General features: G+C 52.1%; 18 protein-coding genes. 1 reads left to right on the top strand and 17 read right to left on the bottom strand.

The window, feature by feature from the left end; translation table 11 throughout:
* Positions 1–298: 298 nt before the first annotated feature.
* The 13 genes from AB1I67_RS20555 to coaBC form a co-directional block, all read right to left on the bottom strand.
* A complete protein-coding gene (locus AB1I67_RS20555) occupies positions 299–2170 on the bottom strand; it encodes an aryl-sulfate sulfotransferase (RefSeq protein ID WP_367032104.1) in 1872 nt (623 codons plus the stop codon).
* Positions 2171–2207: 37 nt separating this feature from the next.
* Entirely contained in the window at positions 2208–3185 is a 978-nt protein-coding gene (locus AB1I67_RS20560) for a sugar-binding transcriptional regulator (RefSeq protein WP_367032106.1), read from the bottom strand.
* 71 nt (positions 3186–3256) lie between these two features.
* Positions 3257–3541 (bottom strand): PTS sugar transporter subunit IIB, encoded by a 285-nt coding sequence (locus AB1I67_RS20565; protein WP_367032108.1) that lies wholly within the window; start codon positions 3539–3541, stop codon positions 3257–3259.
* Entirely contained in the window at positions 3541–4983 is a 1443-nt protein-coding gene (locus AB1I67_RS20570) for a PTS ascorbate transporter subunit IIC (protein ID WP_367032109.1), read from the bottom strand. The genes AB1I67_RS20565 and AB1I67_RS20570 overlap by 1 nt, the downstream gene beginning before the upstream one ends.
* A gap of 558 nt (positions 4984–5541) precedes the next feature.
* On the bottom strand, positions 5542–7035 hold the full coding sequence (locus AB1I67_RS20575) for a sulfatase (RefSeq protein WP_367032110.1): 1494 nt from the start codon (positions 7033–7035) through the stop codon (positions 5542–5544).
* A gap of 7 nt (positions 7036–7042) precedes the next feature.
* On the bottom strand, positions 7043–7354 hold the full coding sequence (locus AB1I67_RS20580) for a PTS sugar transporter subunit IIB (protein ID WP_367032111.1): 312 nt from the start codon (positions 7352–7354) through the stop codon (positions 7043–7045).
* Between the two features lie 53 nt (positions 7355–7407).
* On the bottom strand, positions 7408–8709 hold the full coding sequence (locus AB1I67_RS20585; protein WP_367032112.1) for a PTS sugar transporter subunit IIC: 1302 nt from the start codon (positions 8707–8709) through the stop codon (positions 7408–7410).
* Between the two features lie 237 nt (positions 8710–8946).
* On the bottom strand, positions 8947–9705 hold the full coding sequence (locus AB1I67_RS20590; RefSeq protein WP_367032113.1) for a DeoR/GlpR family DNA-binding transcription regulator: 759 nt from the start codon (positions 9703–9705) through the stop codon (positions 8947–8949).
* A 109-nt stretch (positions 9706–9814) separates the two neighbouring features.
* Positions 9815–11221, bottom strand: coding sequence for a dipeptidase PepV (pepV, locus tag AB1I67_RS20595; protein WP_367032115.1), 1407 nt, complete (start codon positions 11219–11221; stop codon positions 9815–9817).
* Positions 11222–11296: 75 nt separating this feature from the next.
* The gene (locus AB1I67_RS20600) at positions 11297–11743 is read right to left on the bottom strand and encodes a GatB/YqeY domain-containing protein (protein ID WP_367032117.1); all 447 of its coding nucleotides are present in this window, start codon (positions 11741–11743) and stop codon (positions 11297–11299) included.
* A 47-nt stretch (positions 11744–11790) separates the two neighbouring features.
* Positions 11791–13383, bottom strand: a complete 1593-nt coding sequence (locus tag AB1I67_RS20605) for a peptide chain release factor 3 (protein ID WP_367032118.1) — start codon at positions 13381–13383, stop codon at positions 11791–11793.
* Between the two features lie 60 nt (positions 13384–13443).
* Complete coding sequence (locus AB1I67_RS20610; protein WP_367032120.1) at positions 13444–14262, bottom strand: alpha/beta hydrolase; 819 nt, start codon at positions 14260–14262, stop codon at positions 13444–13446.
* Entirely contained in the window at positions 14259–15467 is a 1209-nt protein-coding gene (gene coaBC / locus AB1I67_RS20615; protein ID WP_367032121.1) for a bifunctional phosphopantothenoylcysteine decarboxylase/phosphopantothenate--cysteine ligase CoaBC, read from the bottom strand. The genes AB1I67_RS20610 and coaBC overlap by 4 nt, the downstream gene beginning before the upstream one ends.
* 364 nt (positions 15468–15831) lie before the next feature.
* Here coaBC and AB1I67_RS20620 point away from each other — a divergent pair, with 364 nt between their 5' ends.
* On the top strand, positions 15832–16608 hold the full coding sequence (locus tag AB1I67_RS20620; RefSeq protein WP_367032122.1) for a type III pantothenate kinase: 777 nt from the start codon (positions 15832–15834) through the stop codon (positions 16606–16608).
* A 79-nt stretch (positions 16609–16687) separates the two neighbouring features.
* On the opposite strand, the gene AB1I67_RS20625 is transcribed toward AB1I67_RS20620, so the two are convergent.
* The 4 genes from AB1I67_RS20625 to AB1I67_RS20640 all read right to left on the bottom strand — a co-directional run bounded on the left by AB1I67_RS20625 (position 16688) and on the right by AB1I67_RS20640 (position 21020).
* A complete protein-coding gene (locus AB1I67_RS20625; RefSeq protein WP_367032124.1) occupies positions 16688–17539 on the bottom strand; it encodes a pyridoxamine kinase in 852 nt (283 codons plus the stop codon).
* 132 nt (positions 17540–17671) lie between these two features.
* Complete coding sequence (locus AB1I67_RS20630; protein ID WP_367032125.1) at positions 17672–18814, bottom strand: PIN domain-containing protein; 1143 nt, start codon at positions 18812–18814, stop codon at positions 17672–17674.
* A 216-nt stretch (positions 18815–19030) separates the two neighbouring features.
* A complete protein-coding gene (locus AB1I67_RS20635; RefSeq protein WP_367032126.1) occupies positions 19031–20056 on the bottom strand; it encodes a dihydrodipicolinate reductase in 1026 nt (341 codons plus the stop codon).
* Between the two features lie 124 nt (positions 20057–20180).
* Positions 20181–21020 (bottom strand): MerR family transcriptional regulator, encoded by an 840-nt coding sequence (locus AB1I67_RS20640; protein ID WP_367032128.1) that lies wholly within the window; start codon positions 21018–21020, stop codon positions 20181–20183.
* Positions 21021–21123: the final 103 nt, after the last annotated feature.

The following is a 21123-nucleotide window of genomic DNA, read 5'->3' on the forward strand; positions in this document are numbered from 1 at the left end:
TTACAATCATCACTTACCACATGCCCCTAACAATCTCTCCCCACCCCGTGAAAAGTCCCCCCTCCCCAACTCCCGCCAATACCCTCAGCAGGATAAGAATCTCCCCGGCCCGGCAGAAAAAAGATTTCTAAGTGTTTTCCGTTCGCAGACATAGAAAGGCGGAAGTCGTTTGGATAGCGGACTGCACGCCTTTAAGTGCTGTCCGATAGCCACATGACTTCCACCTTTCTATGTCGAAGACAGGAAAACACAGAAACTTTTTTCTGCCGGGCCGGGGAGATTCTTATCCCGCGACATTTTAACAGGTAATCCGCACCCCCGTCTCAAACTTCTTATCATCCACGATCACCCGCAGATGATACGTCCCCTTCAATCCTTCCTTATTGACGCTCAGCGTCACATTCCGCGGGTCCTTCTCAATAAACGTCCCGCAGCAGAGCGCCGTAAACTTATTCCTGGAGGTAGAGATAAAATACCCATGCTCCTCCTCATTCTCCAGCATCAGCATCACTAGCTGTCCGCCCTCAAACACCGCCTTAAAGGTGAACCGGTCGTCTTCCTCCATCACCCGCGCCTCATAGCGGTACGGCAGCATTTCCCCGCAGGAATCCATAGGGATCAGCGTGTCAAATTCCGGCGTCACGCCCATCCGCCCCACAGCCCTGCCTTCTCCCAGAGGAAGATTGTCCTGATCATGATACAGCCGCAGTTTCTCCGCCCGGAAGAAATTGCCCTTGACCTTTAATTCCATCATCTTTTTATCATTGAGGATCTCCACCGTGATGCTCTCCGCATTCACATCCGGGTCGCCCTGCATCAGGGCTGCCGGGTGCTCCGAAGCTTCGCCCTTATAATACTGGATGCCACCGGAATGGACCATATAATGGCCCTCCTGGTAGTATTCCACATTGCCTATGTAGGAAGAAAAGAACTCCTGTCCCCGCTCTTTTCCGTACTGCCAGACCTGCCGGACGGTCATATCCTCTTTGTTCAGATGATACCGGACACCTCTGGAGAAATTATCCTTATTGAGCCGGAACTCCTCCCGGAGTTTGGAACGGTAATGTCCGTTGTCAAAACACATCATATCCCCATTTTCCGTGATCAGGCAAGCGTGCTGCTCATAGTGCCAGTCAAAATCCCCGCCTTCCTCGATACACGGTTTAAAGAAATATTTCTGCTTCTCCTCCGGCCAGGTCCGCGGATCGCCCATGATCCAGTTCAGCTTTCCGGTCTCATAGTCGATATTGATGATCCCGTCCACATGCCGTCCGCTCAGGGTAATGGTGTGGTTGTTCTTATCATACCAGAGCGCATTGTTGTGGAACCAGTCCCGGTCCGTATAACCGCCGGACGGCCCCTCCCCCGGAGTCAGGATATCCTTTAAATCCCAGCGTTTCCGGATCTCCCCGGTCTCCCGGTCGATCAGCACCACCACATCCTCCACGGTCTTAAAGTCCTCGTCCTCACTTAAGATCAGCAGGTTTCCATCCTCCATCTCCCAGACATCATGATGATACCCGCCCGGAATCTTGTACTCCCTCACGATCTTTCCGGTCAGGGACATCTCATAAAGCCCTGACATATAATAAGGCATCTGCAGCACCCGCTCGGTACCGATCAGCACATTGCCATTTTGCAACCGTTTTAAGTCAAATACCATCGGCACATTGAAATGCCACCGGATGTCCCCCCGGTAATCAAAGGCCGTAGCCAGTGCATTTAAAGAAGGGGTCACAAATATCATCTGGTCCCGCAGATACTCCGCCGTAGTGTCCATATAGCACAGCTCCGGCGCGTCGTCGCTCAATTCCTCCGTCTCGATCTCAAGCCGGACCGTTTTCCCCTCGTAAATACTTAGATCCACCCGGTTCTTTCTTCCGGGATAAAGCCCCAGCACCGGAAGCACATGAGTCTTTGCCGGCGGAAATGTATGCATGATATCTCCTGCTGCCTCCAGCCCGTGCACCCGCACCGTAACCGCCGTCTCCCGGTCCGTCTTAAACAGCACAACCGCTGCTAACGGATTGATCAGGTAGGGATTTATTTTCACCAGAGGGCTGTCTATGGTGTAGTCCCCCTGCTCCAGCTCAAGGAGCATAGCCCGCTCCGCTTCCGTCTGCTTCTCGATCAGGCTCCTTTCATATGTATACTGTATACCTTCTTTCATAATAGCTTTCCCCTCCAAATAATATCTTTATCTCGGTTTACCTGCCGGAATCCTCCATGGACAGCAGCTTCTCCGCGATCCGGCTGTCCGTGATCAGACGGTTGACCAGCTTTCCCTTGATCGCCGCATGGATCGCAAGCGTCTTGTCGATCCCACCGGCAACTGCGATCACATTGGGAACTCTCATGATCTCATCAAACTGGATTCCGATGATCCGGTCGTTGATCCGGTCATTCAGCTTCTGTCCGTCTTTATCAAAAAAATATCCGCACATATAGCCGACCGCGCCTTTTCTGATCAGATCCTGTTTCTTATTCTCCGACAGAAATCCCATCCACGTAACGGCCCGTTCATGAGTCGCCACATCCGCGATCCCCGTCACAATATAATTGACGGAACGGATTTTCTCCAGAGTACTCTGGATGACCCGCTCCTTCATCAGTTCCTTCCGGACAATATCATTTTCAATATACATAGGCGCATAGAGCAGGGCATACGCCCCCTGGTATGCCTTTGCCATCTCCTGCACCAAAGTGGGCGTCTCCAGCTCCGTCGCGTAGCCTTCCGTGGAACTCCCCACGAGCTGGACCACCTGGATCTTCTTTGGACGTTCCGGTTTCATCTGGCTGACCAGCTGGTGCATGGTGCGCCCCCAGGAAAGTCCCACCCGGTCCCCGTCCTGCAAAATACGGTCCAGATACGCAGCTCCCATCTCGCCGATCCGCTTGATGGAAACCGCCGCGTTCTGGTTGTTGTAGAGGTCCGTTACCACCACCGCATCCACCAGGCCAAACTTCCGTTTCAGTTCCACTTCCAGAAGCGTGGACTGCTTCAGCGGATAATTGATATGGAATTCCACAATATTCTGCTCGCGGGCGATCTTTAAGGCTCTGGAAACCTTCGCTTTGGAAAAGAACAATAATTCCGCGATCTCAAGCTGGGACATACCCTCCACGTAGTACATCCTTGCAATCTCCGCTATGACAGACAGTTCGTCCTCCTCAAATTGTCTCATCGAAACCTCCGTTTTCCAGAGTCTTTGTGTACCGCACACGCCTAACTCATCCTGATCTGCCGGCTGCGCCGTTACTTCGCGATCCCGCACTCCTGCAGCTTGCTTTCCAGTTCCTTTTTATTCATCAGGTTCTTAAGCCCCAGGACGATGGTCCCCTCCTTCGGCTTAAAGCTCTTGACAAAATTCTCGCCCACCACGATCAGGTCATAATCATGGGCAATGGTCTTCGCCTCATCAATGCTGGTATGATACACCGTATTCTCAATACCCATTTTCTTTAAAACCGCTGCACAGTTAGACTTAATAAGCTGTGAGCTGCCCATTCCACATCCGCATGCCACTAATACTTTTAACATTATTCATCGTCCTCCATTCCTAAATCAAAATAAGTTTCTTTGTTATTCCGATACTGGAGCTGCGGGATACACAGCATACCCAGGATACACAAGATCATGCCCGGCACGGACAAATACTTGATCACAGCTCCCATGACCGGCCACAGGGTCGCCCAGTCCAAGTTCCCCACATATCCGCCAAATGGAGCCATCTGGAACAATATGATCGCAACCGCGCTTCCCAGCACCTGCAGAACACCCGAACCGATACAGCATGCGATCAGCGCCTTGATACCGCCCTTCAAGTTAGCATACAGCCCGATGGTCGCATTATCATAAAACAGCGGTACAAATCCCGGAATGATCATCAGCGGCGACTTAAAGATCAGAAGCCCAGCAATGGCGATCACCTGACCAACCGCGCCAAATAAGAAACCAAGCGTAACTGCATTCGGATCACCAAAAGAGTAGGTTGCAGCACAATCCACTGCCGGCAGACAGCCCTTTAAGATAGAATTGGAGATACCGTTGAAGGACTCCACCATCTCGCCCACGAACATACGGATACCGGTCCTCAAGATCACCAGGTCCACCGCAAAGGATGCACACCGCTGGAAAATATACACCGGGAAAGACAAGCCCTTCGCAAAGTTCGCCGCATCCAGCTCCCGCAGAAGATCCGGTCCCAGGATCACCATGATCACGCCAAAGAACAGAAGCATCAAAAGCGTCGTAGACACCACATAATCATCAAGGATCTTCAGTGCGCCGCTCAAGTTCAGCTCCTTTTTCTCCTCTTTTTCTTTCCCCTTAGAAAACAGCTTTCCAAAATGATAAGCAAACCACACGCCCAGCATCTGCTGGTGCCCCACTGCAAATCCGGAACCTTCCGTCAGCTCCTGCGTCGCCTCCACTGTCAGGTTGGAGAACACCGACCAGTAAGTGCCGATCAAAATCCCGATCAAAACGATCCCGCCAAAATTCCTCAGCCCCGGGATCAGCAGAAATACGATCCAGGTAGCAACTGCCGACTGCTTCACCATAATATGACCAGTCGTAAACAAAGTCCTGACCTTAGTATACTTCCTAAAGAACACAAGTGCAATATTCCAGATAAAAGCGATCAGCAAAGTGATCATTGCAAACGAGGTCGTGATCCCAATACTCTCCAGCGCATTATTCGCCGCCGTAAAGCCAAAATTCGGATCGATCACCACCGCGTCGATGGACCATTTCTTCGACACACCGTCCAGCAGCGGAGAAACCGTCCCCTTCAAAAGCCCCGCACCGGCCTGCAGTATCATATACCCAACCACAGTCCTTATAAATCCCGCAACCACCTCATACCATTTCCGTTTCAACAAAATATATCCCGTAACAACAATAAGCCCGATAAAAATAGCCGGCTGGGACAAAATATTATTGAACAGCAAATTCCATACATATGTAACTCCCGCTAACATCACCATTTCCTCCTTCTAATCATCAGATCCATCATCATCAGATACCATCCATAATAACAATTCCGATTCAAATCACGCGCGCTATGATTCCATTATAGTTTCCCATGAAATTAAGTCAATAATATATACATTTTTTGCAATTAATTTCACTCGCCATCCAACTTTTGTGAAACATTATTCATATATAAAAAATCCCCGTAATTTTTTGTTAAATATGCCCATACCTTTCTTAACCCACACCAACACCCGCTAACCATCCTCCACACTCTCAACAATTTTCCCTTCCTGCTCCCGCCAGTACCCTCAGCAGGATAAGAATCTCCCCGGACCGGCAGAAAAAAGATTTCTAAGTGTTTTCCGTTCGGAGACAGAGAAAGGCGGGAGTCGTGTGGATAGCGGACTGCACGTTTTAAGTGCTGTCCGAAAGCCACATGACTTCCGCCTTTCCATGTCGAAGACAGGAAAACACAGAAACTTTTTTCTGCCGGTCCGGGGAGATTCTTATCCCTCAACATTTTTCTGCCGATCCAGGGATCTTCTTATCCCGCGACACATCGTCTACACACGTACCGCTTCCAGCCCCAATCTATAAAACTGCTCCTCCGGACTGTCATTCTCCTCCATCAAATGTACCATCGCCCCAATCAGCCGATCTTCCACTTCCTGGTCCTGAATCGGATTCAGCTGTCCTGGGTCTTCGGTCACATCATAAAGCCTGGTTCCAAACCCGCTGACCGGATACTTCTCCTTACTCTTAACCTTCAGGACCGGGCAGCCCTTCGTAAACGTAAACGGCTTTTGCAAAATTGCTCCGGTCAGTTCATCAGGACTAAACCGGCTGTTCATATGGGTTGTCATCAGCGTATAATTATAGACCTCATCCGCCCGCTCCGGCTCCGCCGCCCTCATGTAGGTGTAACGCCCGTCCGTAATATTCACATGCCCGCTGAACACGCCATACAGCGCATAATCCCTCACCGGGCAATCCTCCCGGATCGTCGCCTCCAGATCGTGTCCCTGCATATCCCCCGGCACATCTGCCTGGAAATACCGAAGCAGCGTCGGCGCCCAGTCGATCATCTGCACCAGGGACTTCCTCTTTTCCCCCTTCACCTGGCTTCGCGGGTCCCAGATAAAGAGCGGAGTATTGGCAATCTCATTAAAGTACGGCATCTGGTTCTTCCCCCAGTACCCATGCTCTGAGAGCAGGAAACCGTGGTCCGTCCCCACGATCAGCATCGTATCCTCCCACAGTCCATAATGGTCCATCAGATCCAGGACCCGTCCCAGGTTATAGTCGCACATACTGACTAGCGCCTTGTACTGCCGGACACAGTGGGCGATCTCCGAATCCTCTTCCTCCACCTGCCCTCTCGGCCAGTCAAAATGCTTCCCGCTGTAATCCTCAGGATACAGATCCAGATATTTCTGCGGCACATAGAACGGCTCGTGAGGGTCAAAGGTTTCCAGATGCAGCAGCCAATTGTCTGAATCATGGTTCTTTTCAATGAATTCACAGCCCAGATCAAAGCACTTCGTCTGCGGGAAATCCTCCTCCTCCACGATATATTTCCGGTTCACCCAGTCATATTTCCAGAGCCCGGACTCCCCTTTGCCAGTCTGCTTCTGCGGAACCTTTACCACCGGCGGGATAAACGGACGGTCCTTCTCCCCTTTCCAGTGATCCCCCTCCTGCCCCCGCACGATCTCCCAGGAAGAATAGCGGGAATGATAGGTACACCCGCCATCCTCCCAGTAATGCAGATGGTCGCTGATCAGATGGGTATAGGTTCCATTTTTCTTCAAAAGCTCCGGCATGGAATCGTCAAAGGGTTCCAGCGGCCCCCATTCCCGGTGAAGGAAATTATACCTTCCCGTATGTAACTCCCTGCGGGCCGGGATGCATGGCATACTGCCCACATAGCTGTTGTCAAATACCGCCGCATGTTCCGCCAGCCTGGTAAAATTGGGAGCTATGGTATCACACTCCGGGTTATACGTCGGGAGGAACCGTTTATTCAAGGTATCATAAAATACTACAATCGCCTTCATGCTTTTCTCACCTTCTTGCGTCCGGGAAATACTCCTCCACGATCTCGCTGATTTTTTGGGAAATACCGGGGCCGTCCATAATATTCACCAGTTGGATCACATGCTCCTCCGGCTTGAACTCCACGCCCTCAGCCAGCTTTTTTAAAATGCAGATGATATCCGCCCAATCCCGCAGAGTCGCCATCTCGCCCAGGGAGGTGTGCTTTACATCCGCATTGACGCCCAGCGCTTTCAGCCCTTTATTCACCATCAGCTCAGCCATGGTGCTGGTTCCCATCCCGTAACCGCATACAAACAATACATTTACTGAGTCTTTCATTTTCTCAAACCCTCTCTTTCAATCAAAATTCATTAAAAACTTCATCCGGTCACCTAGTGAAGGATACCGCCGATCCACTTCATGACCTGGGTCACTGCCGGCCAGAAGGTCGCAAAGTCAAACATACCGGACCAGCCTGTCCCCGCCGGGTACTGCATCAGATTGATCGCCCACACCGTACCGAAGGACTGGATCACACCCAACAATAGACAGCAGATCATTACAGCCCGGATACCGCCCTTTTTGTTGGCTACCACACCGATCGGGCCGCCGGAGAAAAGGAGCGGCGTAGACCCCGGAAGGACCAGGATCGGGCTTCCCATGAGAAGCAGGATGCCAATGCTGATCGCCGTGCCGATCGTACAGAACACAAACCCCAGTGTTGCTGCATTCGGGGAAAACGGAAGCAGGGCCGCTACATCGATAGCCGGGACTGCATTCGGAACGATCTTCTCCTGGATCCCTTTGAAGGCTGCCGTCATCTCAGAACACATCATCCGGACACCGGTCAGCAGGATCACCATATCCATGGAGAAATTGATGCCCACCATGATGACATAATTCAGCCAGTTGGAACCACCCGCCAGCTCTTTGATCCCCTCCACTCCCAGAGGGATCATAAATGCACCTGCAAAGATCCACATGATGATACAGACCGCCGCAGTGCTGTTGTTAAAAACAGCAAGAATACCGGGAAGCTTCAGATCCTCCGCATCCTGCTTTTTGTCGCCGAAAAGATGTGCGATCTTCCCGAAAAACCAGATACCGAGCTGTTGGTTATGCCCGACGGTAAATCCCGCGCCGCCTGTCACATCATCGATCACGCCAGCCGCCAATGTGGTGGAAAATGCCCAGTAGATACCAACCAGGATACCGGAAATAACAACTGCAGCAGTACTGCGGATCATCAGGTTGGCAATCACCAGCCACAGCACCGCCTGTGCGTGCGCCGTACCTGCATTTCCCGTTAAAAATACGCCCTTGCATTTGGTCCATTTTCCAAAATAGACCAGAATGATATTGACCGCAAATGCGATCAGGAATACATAGCCCATGTAAGCGAAGGCCTCCCCCAGCGCTTCCTGGCTGGTTGCCTTCATTGCATAGGAATCCATGATATAGCCCTGGATTCCAGTGGCCTCGCTCACAGCGGTCGCGATCGGCTTAAATGTATTGGTAAACTGGGTTCCCCCAAACAGCACCATCTGGATTCCGACCATTGCGCTGATGGTCCCCGTGATTACCTTTGTCGCCTTTTCTTTTTGAAGGATATAGCCAATACAGATCAGCAGGCCGATCAGAATAACCGGCTGTGTCAAAAAATCCTTCAGGATAATGTTAGCAAAACTACCCATATTCCTTTCCCTCCTATTGTTTTGCAGGTTAAAAAATAAGGATATCCTTTTTTCATAACCGCTTTTGTGCGGTACGCTCAAATTTGATATCCCCATTATGGTAGTTCCGCTTAAATATGTCAATGATTTTGATTGATTTGATCGATTATTGAGCAAATTAACGGTATTAACTCTTATTGCTACGATTGGTAAAGCAAAATGACCGGATCAGCCCCGGCCATGATCCATATACACGGATCACCGCTCTATCCTCGCCGTATATCCCCGGAGTACCTTCTTCCAGTTTTTATCCGGGCTCATGGGCTTGTTGGTGATAAGGGTCAAATGCCGCGCACTGGCCGCCGGAATTGTATATTTTGCAGTCCGGTTGAACTTCCGCTCCGAAGCAAGGATATAGCTCTGCCTGGAATTCCGGATGACAGCCCGCTTGATATTATGCTCGAACTCATCCGCCGACAAAAGCCCATAGTCTTCATCCAGCCCGTTGATCCCCAGAAATGCCTTGTCAAACCGGTACTTCAAAAGCATCTCGATCGTCTGCTGCCCAACCACCGCCCTGGAATATTCTTTTAAGTAACCACAGAGCAGCAGAGCGCTGATCCCCTTTTCCTTCAGGCTTTCAAGCTGTGGGATCCCATTGGTCACCACTGTGATGTCCGTTGCCGTAATATTGTCTATCATGGTCAGGGTTGTGAGCCCCGAGCCGATAAAGATCACTTCCCGATCCTGCACCATCCCGCCCGCGATCTCCCCGATGATCCGCAGATTCTCCGTGATCACGCCATCCATGATGCTGCGGGTCCTGACCGTCACATTGCGGGTTCGCTTGGCGCCGCCCCAGTACCGCTCAATGGCATGCTCCTTTTCCAGAAATACCAGGTCACGCCGGATGGTTGCCTGGGAAACATCCAGGGATTCTGCAAGCTGGGTGTATGACATTTTCTCATTGATATCCAGAAGTTCCAGGATCTTTGTTCTTCTTTTGTTGTATTTCATCGTATACCTCCAGAAAACAGAACAGGCAGCATAGTTATCGTTCAAATATCCGACAACGATGCCGCCTGCTCTCCTGCTATTGCCTGCAAAATCCGCAGACACAATTATTTTAGCTGCACAGCTCCACGATCACCTGCGCAAAGATCTTGGCGCTCACCAGCAGCTCATCCACCACGGCAAACTCATCCGCGCCATGCATACGGTTATCCGTTCCCGGCAGTGCAGCGCCAAACGCCACTCCGTTCTCAATGTGATGCACATAAGTGCCGCCGCCCGTGGACTGGCATTCGCCCTTCAGGCCGGTATATGCCTCGTAAACACGGAGCAGTGTTTTTATGAATTCAGAATCACCCGGCACGTAATGCGGTGCGATCATAGAATCTGTCAATACCGTAAAGCCTTTTGCAGTCAGATTCTCACGGACCACCTTCAGCACATTATCTTCATTTCCGCAAACCGGCACGCGGGTATCAAATTCTGCATCCAGTCCTGCTGCATCTACAGTCAGCATATCGAATGCCAGAGTCAGTTTGCCTGAAATCTCATCCTCCATCTCCACACCCAAAGTCTTTCCATTCACATCTCCGTGAGGAATCAGATCAATGGCTTTTTTTACATAATCCATCTGAGCGCACGGTGCAAACGGCAGTCTGACAAGCAGCGTCAGCAGTCCGGTCAGAGCATTATTGCCATCCTCCGGCCTGGACGCATGGGCGCCTGCTCCCACTGCGGTGATGGTTGTAAACGGAGCTTCATACTCAAACAGGTAATGGATTCCGGTCTCTGCTTCTACAGTCTTCGCAGTCTCTTCCAGAACGCGGCTCTCCATGCCTTCTACAGTTGCCTTCGCTTTGCCCGGAACCACATTGAGCTTGGTGCCTGCTTTGATGCTCACCAGTCTCGGAAGCGCATCTGACGCCTCGAACTGCGCTGTGAAATGCCCGCTCATGCGGCCTTTCTCCACGTTGGTCACCGGATATTCCGCATCCGGGGAGAAGGTCATCGGCGCTTCTTTTTCTACACTGTAATAGTGGTCGATATCGGAGCTTCCGCACTCCTCGTCGGTCCCCAGGATCAGGCGTACATTCTTTTTTAAGGGAATGCCCAGTTCTTTCACGGCGCGCATGGCGTACAGGGCGGCCACTGCCGGTCCTTTGTCGTCCGCGGTGCCGCGGCCGTAAAGTTTCCCGTCTTTTACAACCGGTTTGAATGGTTCTGTCACTTCCCATCCCTCGCCAGCCGGCACTACGTCTAAGTGGGCCAGGATATCCAGCTGTCTGGGCAGCTCGTTTAAGTCCACACAGCCCACATAGCCGTCATAATCCGTTGTCTCAAATCCATAACCCTCCGCCATATCAAGGGCCGTGTCCAGGCATTCGGCAGCGCCCGGGCCAAAGGGCATATCTTCTTCTGCGGGCATCTTCTCACTGTTGATGCGGCAAAGCTCACAGATATCCTCCAGCATTTCCTGCTTGTGGGCCTCGATGTATGATTCGATCTTTTCTTTGTACTGCATGATCATTTCCCTCCTCTATTTGGTTTGGCAATACTGTCATTTATATCGCAATGCGGCTGCACAGACATGGCCTGTTTACTTGAACATCCCTGCCAGCGTTTCATTGACCAGCTTGCCGTCTGCTTTGCCTTTTACTCTTGGCATCAGGACTTTCATGATTCTTCCTTTGTCCGCCATGGTCGGGGTGTCGATGGAAAGCTCTGCAAGGACTTCCCTGATGACCGCGGTGATCTGCTCTACGTTCATATCTTCCGGAGCAAATTCTTTATAGACGGCCAGTCTTGCAGCCGCTTCGTCTCGGATATCGGTGCGGTCCTCCGGGGCTGTGTCGTAGGTCTCCTTCGTCTGGCGGATCTCTTTTTTGACAATGGCGTTCTCCTCTTCCTCCGTCAGCGGGGAGCGCTTGTCGATCTCTGCATTTTTTAATGCGGAGAGAAGCATGGACAGGGAATCTTTCCTGGCCTTGTCTTTTGCCTTCATGGCTTCTACCATGGCTGCTCTGACTGTATCGATTTTGCTCATTGGAATTGACCTCCTTATTTTCTTCTATTTCGCTGGCATTTATCGCGTTATCCGCGGCCAAACTCACTAAGCTTCAACCCCGGGTTGCGGTCTTCTACCATTTTAACACTCCAGCTATTAATAAACAATAACAGTGGATTATCTTTTAGATCTTTGATCCGCTTCATGTCGGACGTGCCCTGGATATGGGCTATATCCAGCTCGTCTTTGTTCTCGATCCAGCGGATATGCTCAAAGGGCAGCTTCTCTAGTCTCACTTCTACGTTGTACTCGTTCTCCAGGCGGTAGGTCAGCACTTCAAACTGCAGCTCGCCTACTACGCCCACGATGATCTCTTCCATACCGGTGTTGAACTCCTGGAAGATCTGGATCGCGCCCTCCTGGGCGATCTGGCTGACGCCTTTTAAAAACTGCTTCCGTTTCATGGTATCCATCTGCCGCACTCTGGCGAAATGCTCCGGGGCAAAGGTCGGGATGCCCTCAAATTCAAACTTCTCGCTGGACGCGCAGAGCGTGTCTCCGATGGAGAAGATCCCCGGATCGAACACACCGATGATATCCCCCGCATAGGCTTCCTCCACGATCTTCCGGTCCTGGGCCATCATCTGCTGGGGCTGGGAAAGACGGATCTTCTTGCCTCCCTGCACATGATTGACTTCCATGCCCGCTTCGAACTTGCCGGACACGATCCGCATGAACGCGATACGGTCCCGGTGAGCCTTGTTCATGTTCGCCTGGATCTTGAACACAAAAGCGGAAAAATCCTTCTCAAACGGGTCGATCACCCGCTCGATCGCTTTTCTCGGAAGCGGTGAGGAAGTCATCGTAAGGAAATGCTGTAAAAAGGTCTCCACGCCGAAGTTGGTCAGCGCCGAACCGAAAAATACCGGCGATAAGTTACCGCGGCTGACCCGCTCTAAGTCAAATTCATCCGCAGCGCCGTCTAACAGCTCGATCTCATCTAAAAGCTGTCCATGATAATCTGCCCCGATCACGGACTCCACATCCGCGCTGTCCAGATCAAAGGTCTGGGAAGCCACCTCCTTCTGCCCGCCCATGGCAGCCGTAAAGGTTGTGATCTGCCTGGAATGGCGGTCATACACGCCCTTAAAATTCTTGCCGCAGCCGATCGGCCAGTTGATCGGACAGGTACGGATGCCCAGCACATTTTCAATCTCGTCCATCAGCTCAAATGGGTCTCTTGCCTCCCGGTCCATCTTGTTGATAAAGGTAAAGATCGGAATGCCGCGCATGACACAGACTTTAAACAGCTTGATGGTCTGCGCCTCAACACCCTTAGAGCCGTCGATGACCATGACCGCGCTGTCCGCCGCCATCAGGGTGCGGTAGGTATCCTCCGAGAAATCCTGATGCCCCGGCGTATCCAGGATATTAATGCAATAGCCGTCGTACTCAAACTGCATGACCGAGGAGGTGACGGAAATACCTCTCTCCTTCTCAATCTCCATCCAGTCGGAAACAGCGTGCTTGGCTGCCTTCCGCCCCTTTACCGTACCTGCCAGGTTGATGGCTCCGCCATACAGCAGGAATTTCTCCGTCAGGGTAGTCTTACCTGCATCCGGGTGGGAAATGATGGCAAAGGTTCTTCGTTTCTTGATTTCTTCTGTTATATTTGACAAAGGTCTGTCCTCCGAATTCTACTTTTGTTTCGTTCCTGCGACCAAACTGGCTGGCAGTGTTCACCGCCCGCTTGGATATCTGGTCTCAATCCATGATTTTACCAGAGAAATCCAGCTTTGACAACAAGGTTCTGTATATCTTTCCTGATCTCCCCCAGTCTCCTCGTTCGCCAGCGACAGCCCGTGGCAGCCGGACGGGAAGATATGAAGCTCAAAGCTCACGCCGCTGCGTCTCATAGCCGCTGCCAGGAGCAGGCTGTTCTCCACCGGAACCGTCCCATCCGTCAGGGTGTGCCACAAAAAGACCGGCGGCATGGACGAAGTCACATGACGCTCCAGGGAAACTTTATCCACCGCAGCTTCCCCTGCCAGCATCTCTATGGACCCCGGGTGTTTAAACTCCCCGGAGGTAATGACCGGATAACAGAGGATCAGCCCGTCCGGCCTCACCTGTCCCGCTGTCCTACCGATCCCCTCATAGGAGACCGGATCATTCCAGAAGGTCCCCAGGCTGCACGCCAGATGCCCGCCCGCCGAGAACCCGCATATCAGAATGCCTGCCGGGTCCACGTGCCACTCCTTCGCATGGTCACGGATAACCGCCACCGCCAGGGCAAGCTCCGTCAGGGCCACAGGGAACCGGTGGGGTGCCACGCTGTAATCCAGCACAAATGCATGGTATCCCATGGCTAAAAACTGCATGGCGACCGGTTCTTTCTCCCGGTCGGAGCGCCTTTGGTATCCGCCTCCCGGCACCACGATCACCGCCGGGCGCTGTTTTTTTGGCGCAACACTGATGACGTCCAGCAGATAAGCGGTCAGCTTCGCCGGGCCTTCCTGCTGCCCCGGCACATCCAGAGTGTGTACTTCGTATCTCATGCTCCTGTCTCTCCCTGATCCATATGGAATATCCGGTCCAGCAGCCTGTGTGCCACCTGGTCCTTCGACATCTTAGGGAACTCCTCTGCGCCTTCTCCTGTGATCAATGTCACAATGTTGGTGTCGGTGCCGAACCCGGCGCCCTCCACCTTGAGATTATTGGCGACGATCATGTCAATATTCTTTCTCTCCAGCTTCGCCTTTGAATTCTCCAGCATATTCTGGGTCTCCATGGAAAACCCGCACAATACCTGTCCTGCTCTCCGGTGTGCCCCCAGCCAGGCGAGGATATCATCGGTCCGCTCCAGCTCGATCTCCATGTCCCCGTCCGTCTTCTTTGTCTTCTCCGTTCCCACGTGCACCGGACGGTAATCCGCCACAGCCGCCGCCTTCACGATTGCATCCTGACCGCCGCTCACAGCCGTCACAGCCTCAAACATCTCCCTTGCGCTGACCACAGGCACCAGTTTAACCCCCAGAGGCGCCTCTAAGTTCACCGGCCCGGAAACCAGCGTCACCTCCGCGCCTCTTAAGGCTGCCGCCCGCGCAATGGCATATCCCATCTTGCCGGTGGAATGGTTGGTGATGTAACGCACCGGATCTATGGCCTCTCTGGTCGGCCCCGCCGTCACAAGGATCTTCTTTCCGCTTAAATCCTTCGGAAAAGCAAGCTCCTGCACAATATATTCAAACAATACCCCAGGCTCCGGCATCTTTCCCGCCCCAGTATCCCCGCAGGCTAAGTATCCGCAGGCCGGGTCGATCACATGCATCCCATACCTCCGGCAGATATCCAGATTGTCCTGGGTGATCGGGTTCTCGTACATCTGGGTATTCATGGCCGGCACAATATACTTCGGCTTCTTACACGCCAGAAATGTGGTCGTCAGCATATCGTCCGCAATGCCGTGGGCCACCTTTGCGATCACATTGGCCGTGGCCGGGGCGATCATGAAAATATCGGCCTTCTTCGCCAAGGCCACATGCTCCACCTGGAACTCAAAATTCCGGTCAAAGGTATCCACCAGGCATCGATTCCCGGTCAGGGACTCAAAGGTGACCGGCGTAATAAAGTTGGTGGCATGCTCCGTCATGATCACTTCCACATCGGCATGCTGTTTTTTAAGCATACTTGCAAGGCTTGCTATCTTATAGGCGGCGATCCCGCCTGAGACTCCAAGCACTACAGTTTTTCCTTGTAACATATTGTCCTCCTGCTCCCATAGCTTGCCGGGTCCGCAAGACCCGCCGCAATGAACATAGTATAGCACAGTTTAAGCTTGTTTGAAAGGGATTCCGATTGTGTTTCCCCGTAAAATATGATAGGATTGTAACAGTTCAGCGCGAAGTTTGTTGGCGGGGGAGAAGGCGGATCAGGGGATACGTTCAAAGGACGCTCTCGCTCTGTGGAGCGCATAGCGGTACGTAAGGCGCGAGGGACTGCGCCTAAGTACCGATGGGCTCCAACGCCTTTGAACGTATCCCCTGATCCGCCTTCTCCCTTCGGGCAGCAAATTGTGCTGAACTGTTACATCGGATTACAGTACAAAATGAAAAGGAGTTTTTCTGATGATTTTAGCGATAGATATGGGCAATACCAACATTGTCATTGGATGCATCGACTCAGAACAGACTTATTTCGTGGAGCGGGTCACTACCAACCACGACAAGACCGGCACAGAATATGCGATCAATATTAAAAATATCCTGGAGATCCACCAGATCGACCCGGCACAGATCGATGGAGCTATCCTCTCCTCCGTAGTGCCGCCCCTCAACGCCGCCATCTCCTCGGCTGTTAAAAAGATCCTGGGCTACCATCCCATGCTGGTCGGCTCCGGCATCAAGACCGGTATGAACATCCAGATGGACAACCCCAAGACCGTAGGAAGCGACCTGATCGTGGACGCGGTAGCCGCGCTCCGGGACTATCCCTGCCCGATCATCATCATCGATATGGGGACCGCTACCACCGTCTGCGTGGTGGATCACTCCGGCAATTATATCGGCGGCGCGATCCTTCCGGGACTTCGTGTCTCCTTAAATTCACTGAGCAGCAAGACCGCACAGCTCCCGTCCATCAGCCTGGACATCCCAAAGAATGTGATCGGCAAGAACACCATCGACTGCATGCGCAGCGGCATCATGTACGGCAATGCCGGCATGCTGGACGGCATCATCGAACGGATGGAGGAGGAGCTTGGGGAGCCGGCTACCGTCGTCGCCACCGGAGGCCTGGCCCGCTTTGTGACTCCGCTGTGCAGACACAAGATCATCTATGACGAGGCCCTGCTCTTAAAAGGCCTGCTGATCTTATACGAGAAAAATAAAGCTGCCGGTAAATGATCTTACCGGCAGTTTTTTACAAACTATCTGCACGAAGCATCTGCGCTTCCCTGCTTCCTGTCATCTGGTCCCGCACCGCTTAATCCTGCACCTCCGGCAGACGATCCGCCAGCATGGTGCACAGCTTCGGGATCTGGGACTCAAACTCTACCCCGTACCAGCGCGCGCTCTTTGAGGAAGCGGTCGCTTCGATACATTCCACCACAAAATCCGCCGCAATGGAGAGCGAATCATCCAGGCTCATCCCACGCATCAGGCCTCCCATCACCACAGACGAATAGAGATCTCCAGTTCCATGGAAGCTCTGTGGGCATTTCCGGGTGAAATAAGAAAAGCTCTTTCCCTCTTTGGTCAGATAAGCGATCCCCAGCTTATCCGGCTCATAGCTCACTCCGGTCAGGGCTGCCGCACCGCATCCCAGCTCAAGCAGTTTCTCCAGCAACGTCCGGATATAAGCTTCATCATAGCTGGTCTTATAAGGCATCCCGGTCAGCAGGCACGCCTCCGTGATATTCGGCAGGATCACATCCGCCTTCCCGCAGACCTCCGCCATGGCTGCCGGAAATGAAGCGTCAAACGCCGGATACAGTTTCCCATTATCCGCCATAGCCGGATCCACCAGGATCAGGTTGTCCGGAGTCCCAAAGCGGTCAAAAAATTCACACACCTGGCGGCACTGCCCCTTCGAAGCCAGATACCCGGTATAAATGCCGTCAAAGGTAACCTGCTCCTTCTCCCACGCATCCGAGATCGGTTCAATCTGGTCGGAAAGATCCTTACAGGTAAAGGTCTTAAACATCGTGTGAGTGGAAAGCACCGCCGTCGGCAGGATCCCGCACTCCACTCCCATCGCTGAGATCACAGGAAGCGCTACGGTGATCGAACAGCGGCCAACACAGGAAATATCCTGAAGAGTAATGATCCGTTTCATCTTACATCCTCCTTTAGTCATTCATCTGGCAAGAGTATATCATGCTCTGGACTGGTTAAAAATATCCAGAATCAAAACTTTTCACCATGCCAGTTGTGCTGTGCCGCTCCTTTTATGTCCTCCCGCCGGATATTACAGCCCCCGAATGATCTTCACATGGTTGCGCAGGACTGCGTAGCAGTTGCCGCCCTCCTCCTGGCCAAACTTCTTGACCAGCGCCGTATGAATGGAATTTAAGTTCTTCCGGGGGATTCCGCCAAGGATCTTTAAGATCGCCTCCTCATCTCCCTCTTCCGGCACAATATGGTTGCGTCTTAAGATCAGAGACAGATACTGACGTTCCCTCTGTTTTTTATTGTTGCTGTAACCTGCGGATAACTCGCCGCGGCATCCCGGATTCTCCTTGATAAAATGGTAAATGGCATTGCCCGCAGTCTGTCCGAAATGGTACTCCAGCACATTGTGCATCAGAGACATGTTGGACAGCTTCACCGTCTTGCAAAGCTCCTGCAAAAATGCCATATCCGCCTGCGGGTCATGACTCCCGTTCTCCTGGAAAATATGAATCAGCTCATCCCGCCAGGAATCGGTCTTCGCAGCCGCGGCTGTATCCGATGAGGTTGTCTCTGATGATATCCCGCCTGTTTTCTGCCCCTTCACGGCTGCATGATCGTTCTGCCACTCCTGGAACTCCTGATGATCTGCCTGGCTGTCATGCAGATCATCCTTTTCAGACTCCTCGTCCAACGCTGTTTCCACGGCGTGCTTTTCTGCCGCCTTCGCCGTGCTCTCATCTTTGAGAGCTTCCGCCCCTGCCGCACTTTCTTTGTGGTCATTTTCCGCAGTGTCATTTGGCACACTGCTCTTCTTAACAGCGTCCTTCCTGTCCGGCTCCGGCTCCGCGCCCACCAGGGTCTCGCACTCCACGCCCTTCATCCTCCGGACCCGGTACTCCTTCTGCTGCCAGTAACGGACCACCGCGTCATATCCGGTATCGTTAGAGACGATGATATACTCCCGCTTCGGCTCCTGGCTGATGCGGCTGCCAAGCTCCGTCACAAGCTGGAAATCCAGCGCGTTCTGTCCCTCAAAACAGCGGATCCACCGGACCGTCCCCCGCTTCAGTTCCATCAGACGGATGATCCGGTCATATCCCATATGGGCGCTTTTGTCTGTATAAAATACAAGGATCTCATCCTTCTCCTCCAGGCTGTTCAAGATTTCCACCCATATGTCGTTGATATTCTCACTGTCAATCAGATACGTTCTTTTCATGTTTTCTTCCACCATTCTTCTATTCGTCCACGCAAAATGCCTGTCATCTCCTTATTATACACAATTTCCGGAAAATTGTAAAATATGTTCCGAAAATGAAATTCTTTCTGTACTTTTTTCAAAGGGCTTTGCCCAAATCCGATAGCCATAGTAAAATAAGCCGCCCCCCGAAGGAAGCGGCTTGCATATTGCATCATTTATACAGACTGTACTTTATCAGCAGTAGAACTCCATCGGATAGGTCAGATGCTCGATCTCATCCAGTTCATCCAGGGACACTACGCCTGCCGGTGCTCTAAGGACACTGGGGATCCGGTTCACGATCGTTGCGCAGGTGTGCTCCACGGTGGCAGGTTTTACCACATGGTATTCCACGTTCGGTTCCCCTGTGATCTTCCAGTCGCACATATCCCCGTCATCCGGCCCATAGACCTTACCGATACACTGGGTCTCGATCACCGGCCCCTGGAAGGTCTCGGTAGTCACAACCGCCGCCATGCCGATGCAGTTGCCCTTCGGGATATCCTTGCCAAGTGTGGAGGAATACAGGGTGTCATCATGGAAATACGGAACACATTTCTGGGTCTGGCTCTTGATGGTCCAGCCCATCTTGGCTGCCAGGGCTTCGTTGGAATTCCACACATAGGCAGGCTCAAGGACTTCCGGATGTGCGATCTGGGCCTCAAACTCCTCCGGGGTCAGTCCCACGCCGTGGGCATTAGCCAGAGCCAGTCCGTAATCCTCCACGTTGTAGCTCACCGCTCCCTCGATCTTCTGGATCGAATTGCAGCTTCCGGCCACCATGCCAACCATGTTCACCCAGAAGGTGTCCTCCATACCGCTGCCTACGAAGGTACAATTGTTCTCCTTTGCCAGCACATCCAGTTGATTGGTGCGTACCGGATCGGTAGTCCAGCAGTAGGTCGCCTCCTCGCAGGTGGTGATCACGCTGATCCCGCGGCTCAAGCATTTCACATAATGGTCGTAGCAGTCGCTTACCAGACTGAACAGGGTCACAACCGCGATATCCGGGTCCGTATTGTCCAGCACTTCGTCCGCATTGTCGCTGATCAGCACGCCGGTCTTTACGCCAAGCCCGGCATAATCACCGATGTCCATCCCCACGATCTCCGGGTTCACATCGATAGCGCCCACGATCTGCGCGCCATGCTCATACAGATAACGCATGGTGTAGATACTCATTTTTCCGCAACCATATTGTACCACTTTGATCTTGCCCATAATAAAAAACCTCCTTTTTCTGAGACATCACGTTTAGTCGGCCTCTGTTTTCGGGGCCATCTTTTTGATACATTCATTGTACAGCCTCACCCCGGATGAGAGTCAAGGAGAGATTGAAAAAAATTTAACGAAATCTCAGCGGTACCTGAAGCCTGAGAAACATGGACCGTTTCTCGCTGTCAAACACATTGAATTCCGTCAGCACCTCACAGATATAGTCTCCGCACACCTGATAGTTATTATCCCTGCAATATTTTAATAGCCGCCCGGCGTACTCCGGCTCATCGTCGAAGCTGTCTAAATAGATACAGGCGTACATGCCGCTTTCAATCCGCCGCACCGACTCGCTGGGTGGGAAATTATCATCCACAAACACAAATATCTCACTGGACACCAGCTTCTGCGCCAGGAAGTTCTCCTTCGGCAGGATCGTTCCCGCGTTGCAGTAATAGATCTGCGGCAGGTTGTGGGCTATAATATCATCCTTTAGCTGCCCCAAAATATGTTCGTAGACAGAGATATCATACTCGTAAAAATTAATATCCGTATGCATGGCATAGATCATCCGGTGAGGGATATATTCCACCGTGATCATGCCGCAGGTCGGGGCCTTCCGAAACCGCTCCACACTCTCAATGGTCCGGGTGATGGCGCCCAGCCGCAATTCCAGTTGGCTGATCTGCTCCTTCACCTGTTTTTTCTTGCTGATCAGGGTGGACTCTATCATCTGTAAGTCTCCCCGCTCCAGAATCTGTTTGATCTCTCCCAGGCTCATTCCCAGCTCCTTCATATACTGGATCATGTCCAGCCGCGCTTTTTGGTTGATGCTGTAGTAGCGGTAGTTGGTTTCCGGGTCTGTATAACAGGGTTTTAAGATCCCGACCTTATCATACAGACGAAGCGTAGGGATGGATACCTGGTTAAACTGCGCCATTTCCCCGATTTTCATTCTCTTATCATTCATAGATCCACCTCATAAAACTCTCACTCACTGTCAGACTTTTCCTGCTCTCATCATAGGAAAATCCCCGACAAAAGTCAAACAGAATCCCTCATTTGAAGAAATT

Source organism: Clostridium sp. AN503, from assembly GCF_040719375.1.
Classification (GTDB): Bacteria; Bacillota; Clostridia; order Lachnospirales; family Lachnospiraceae; genus Brotaphodocola.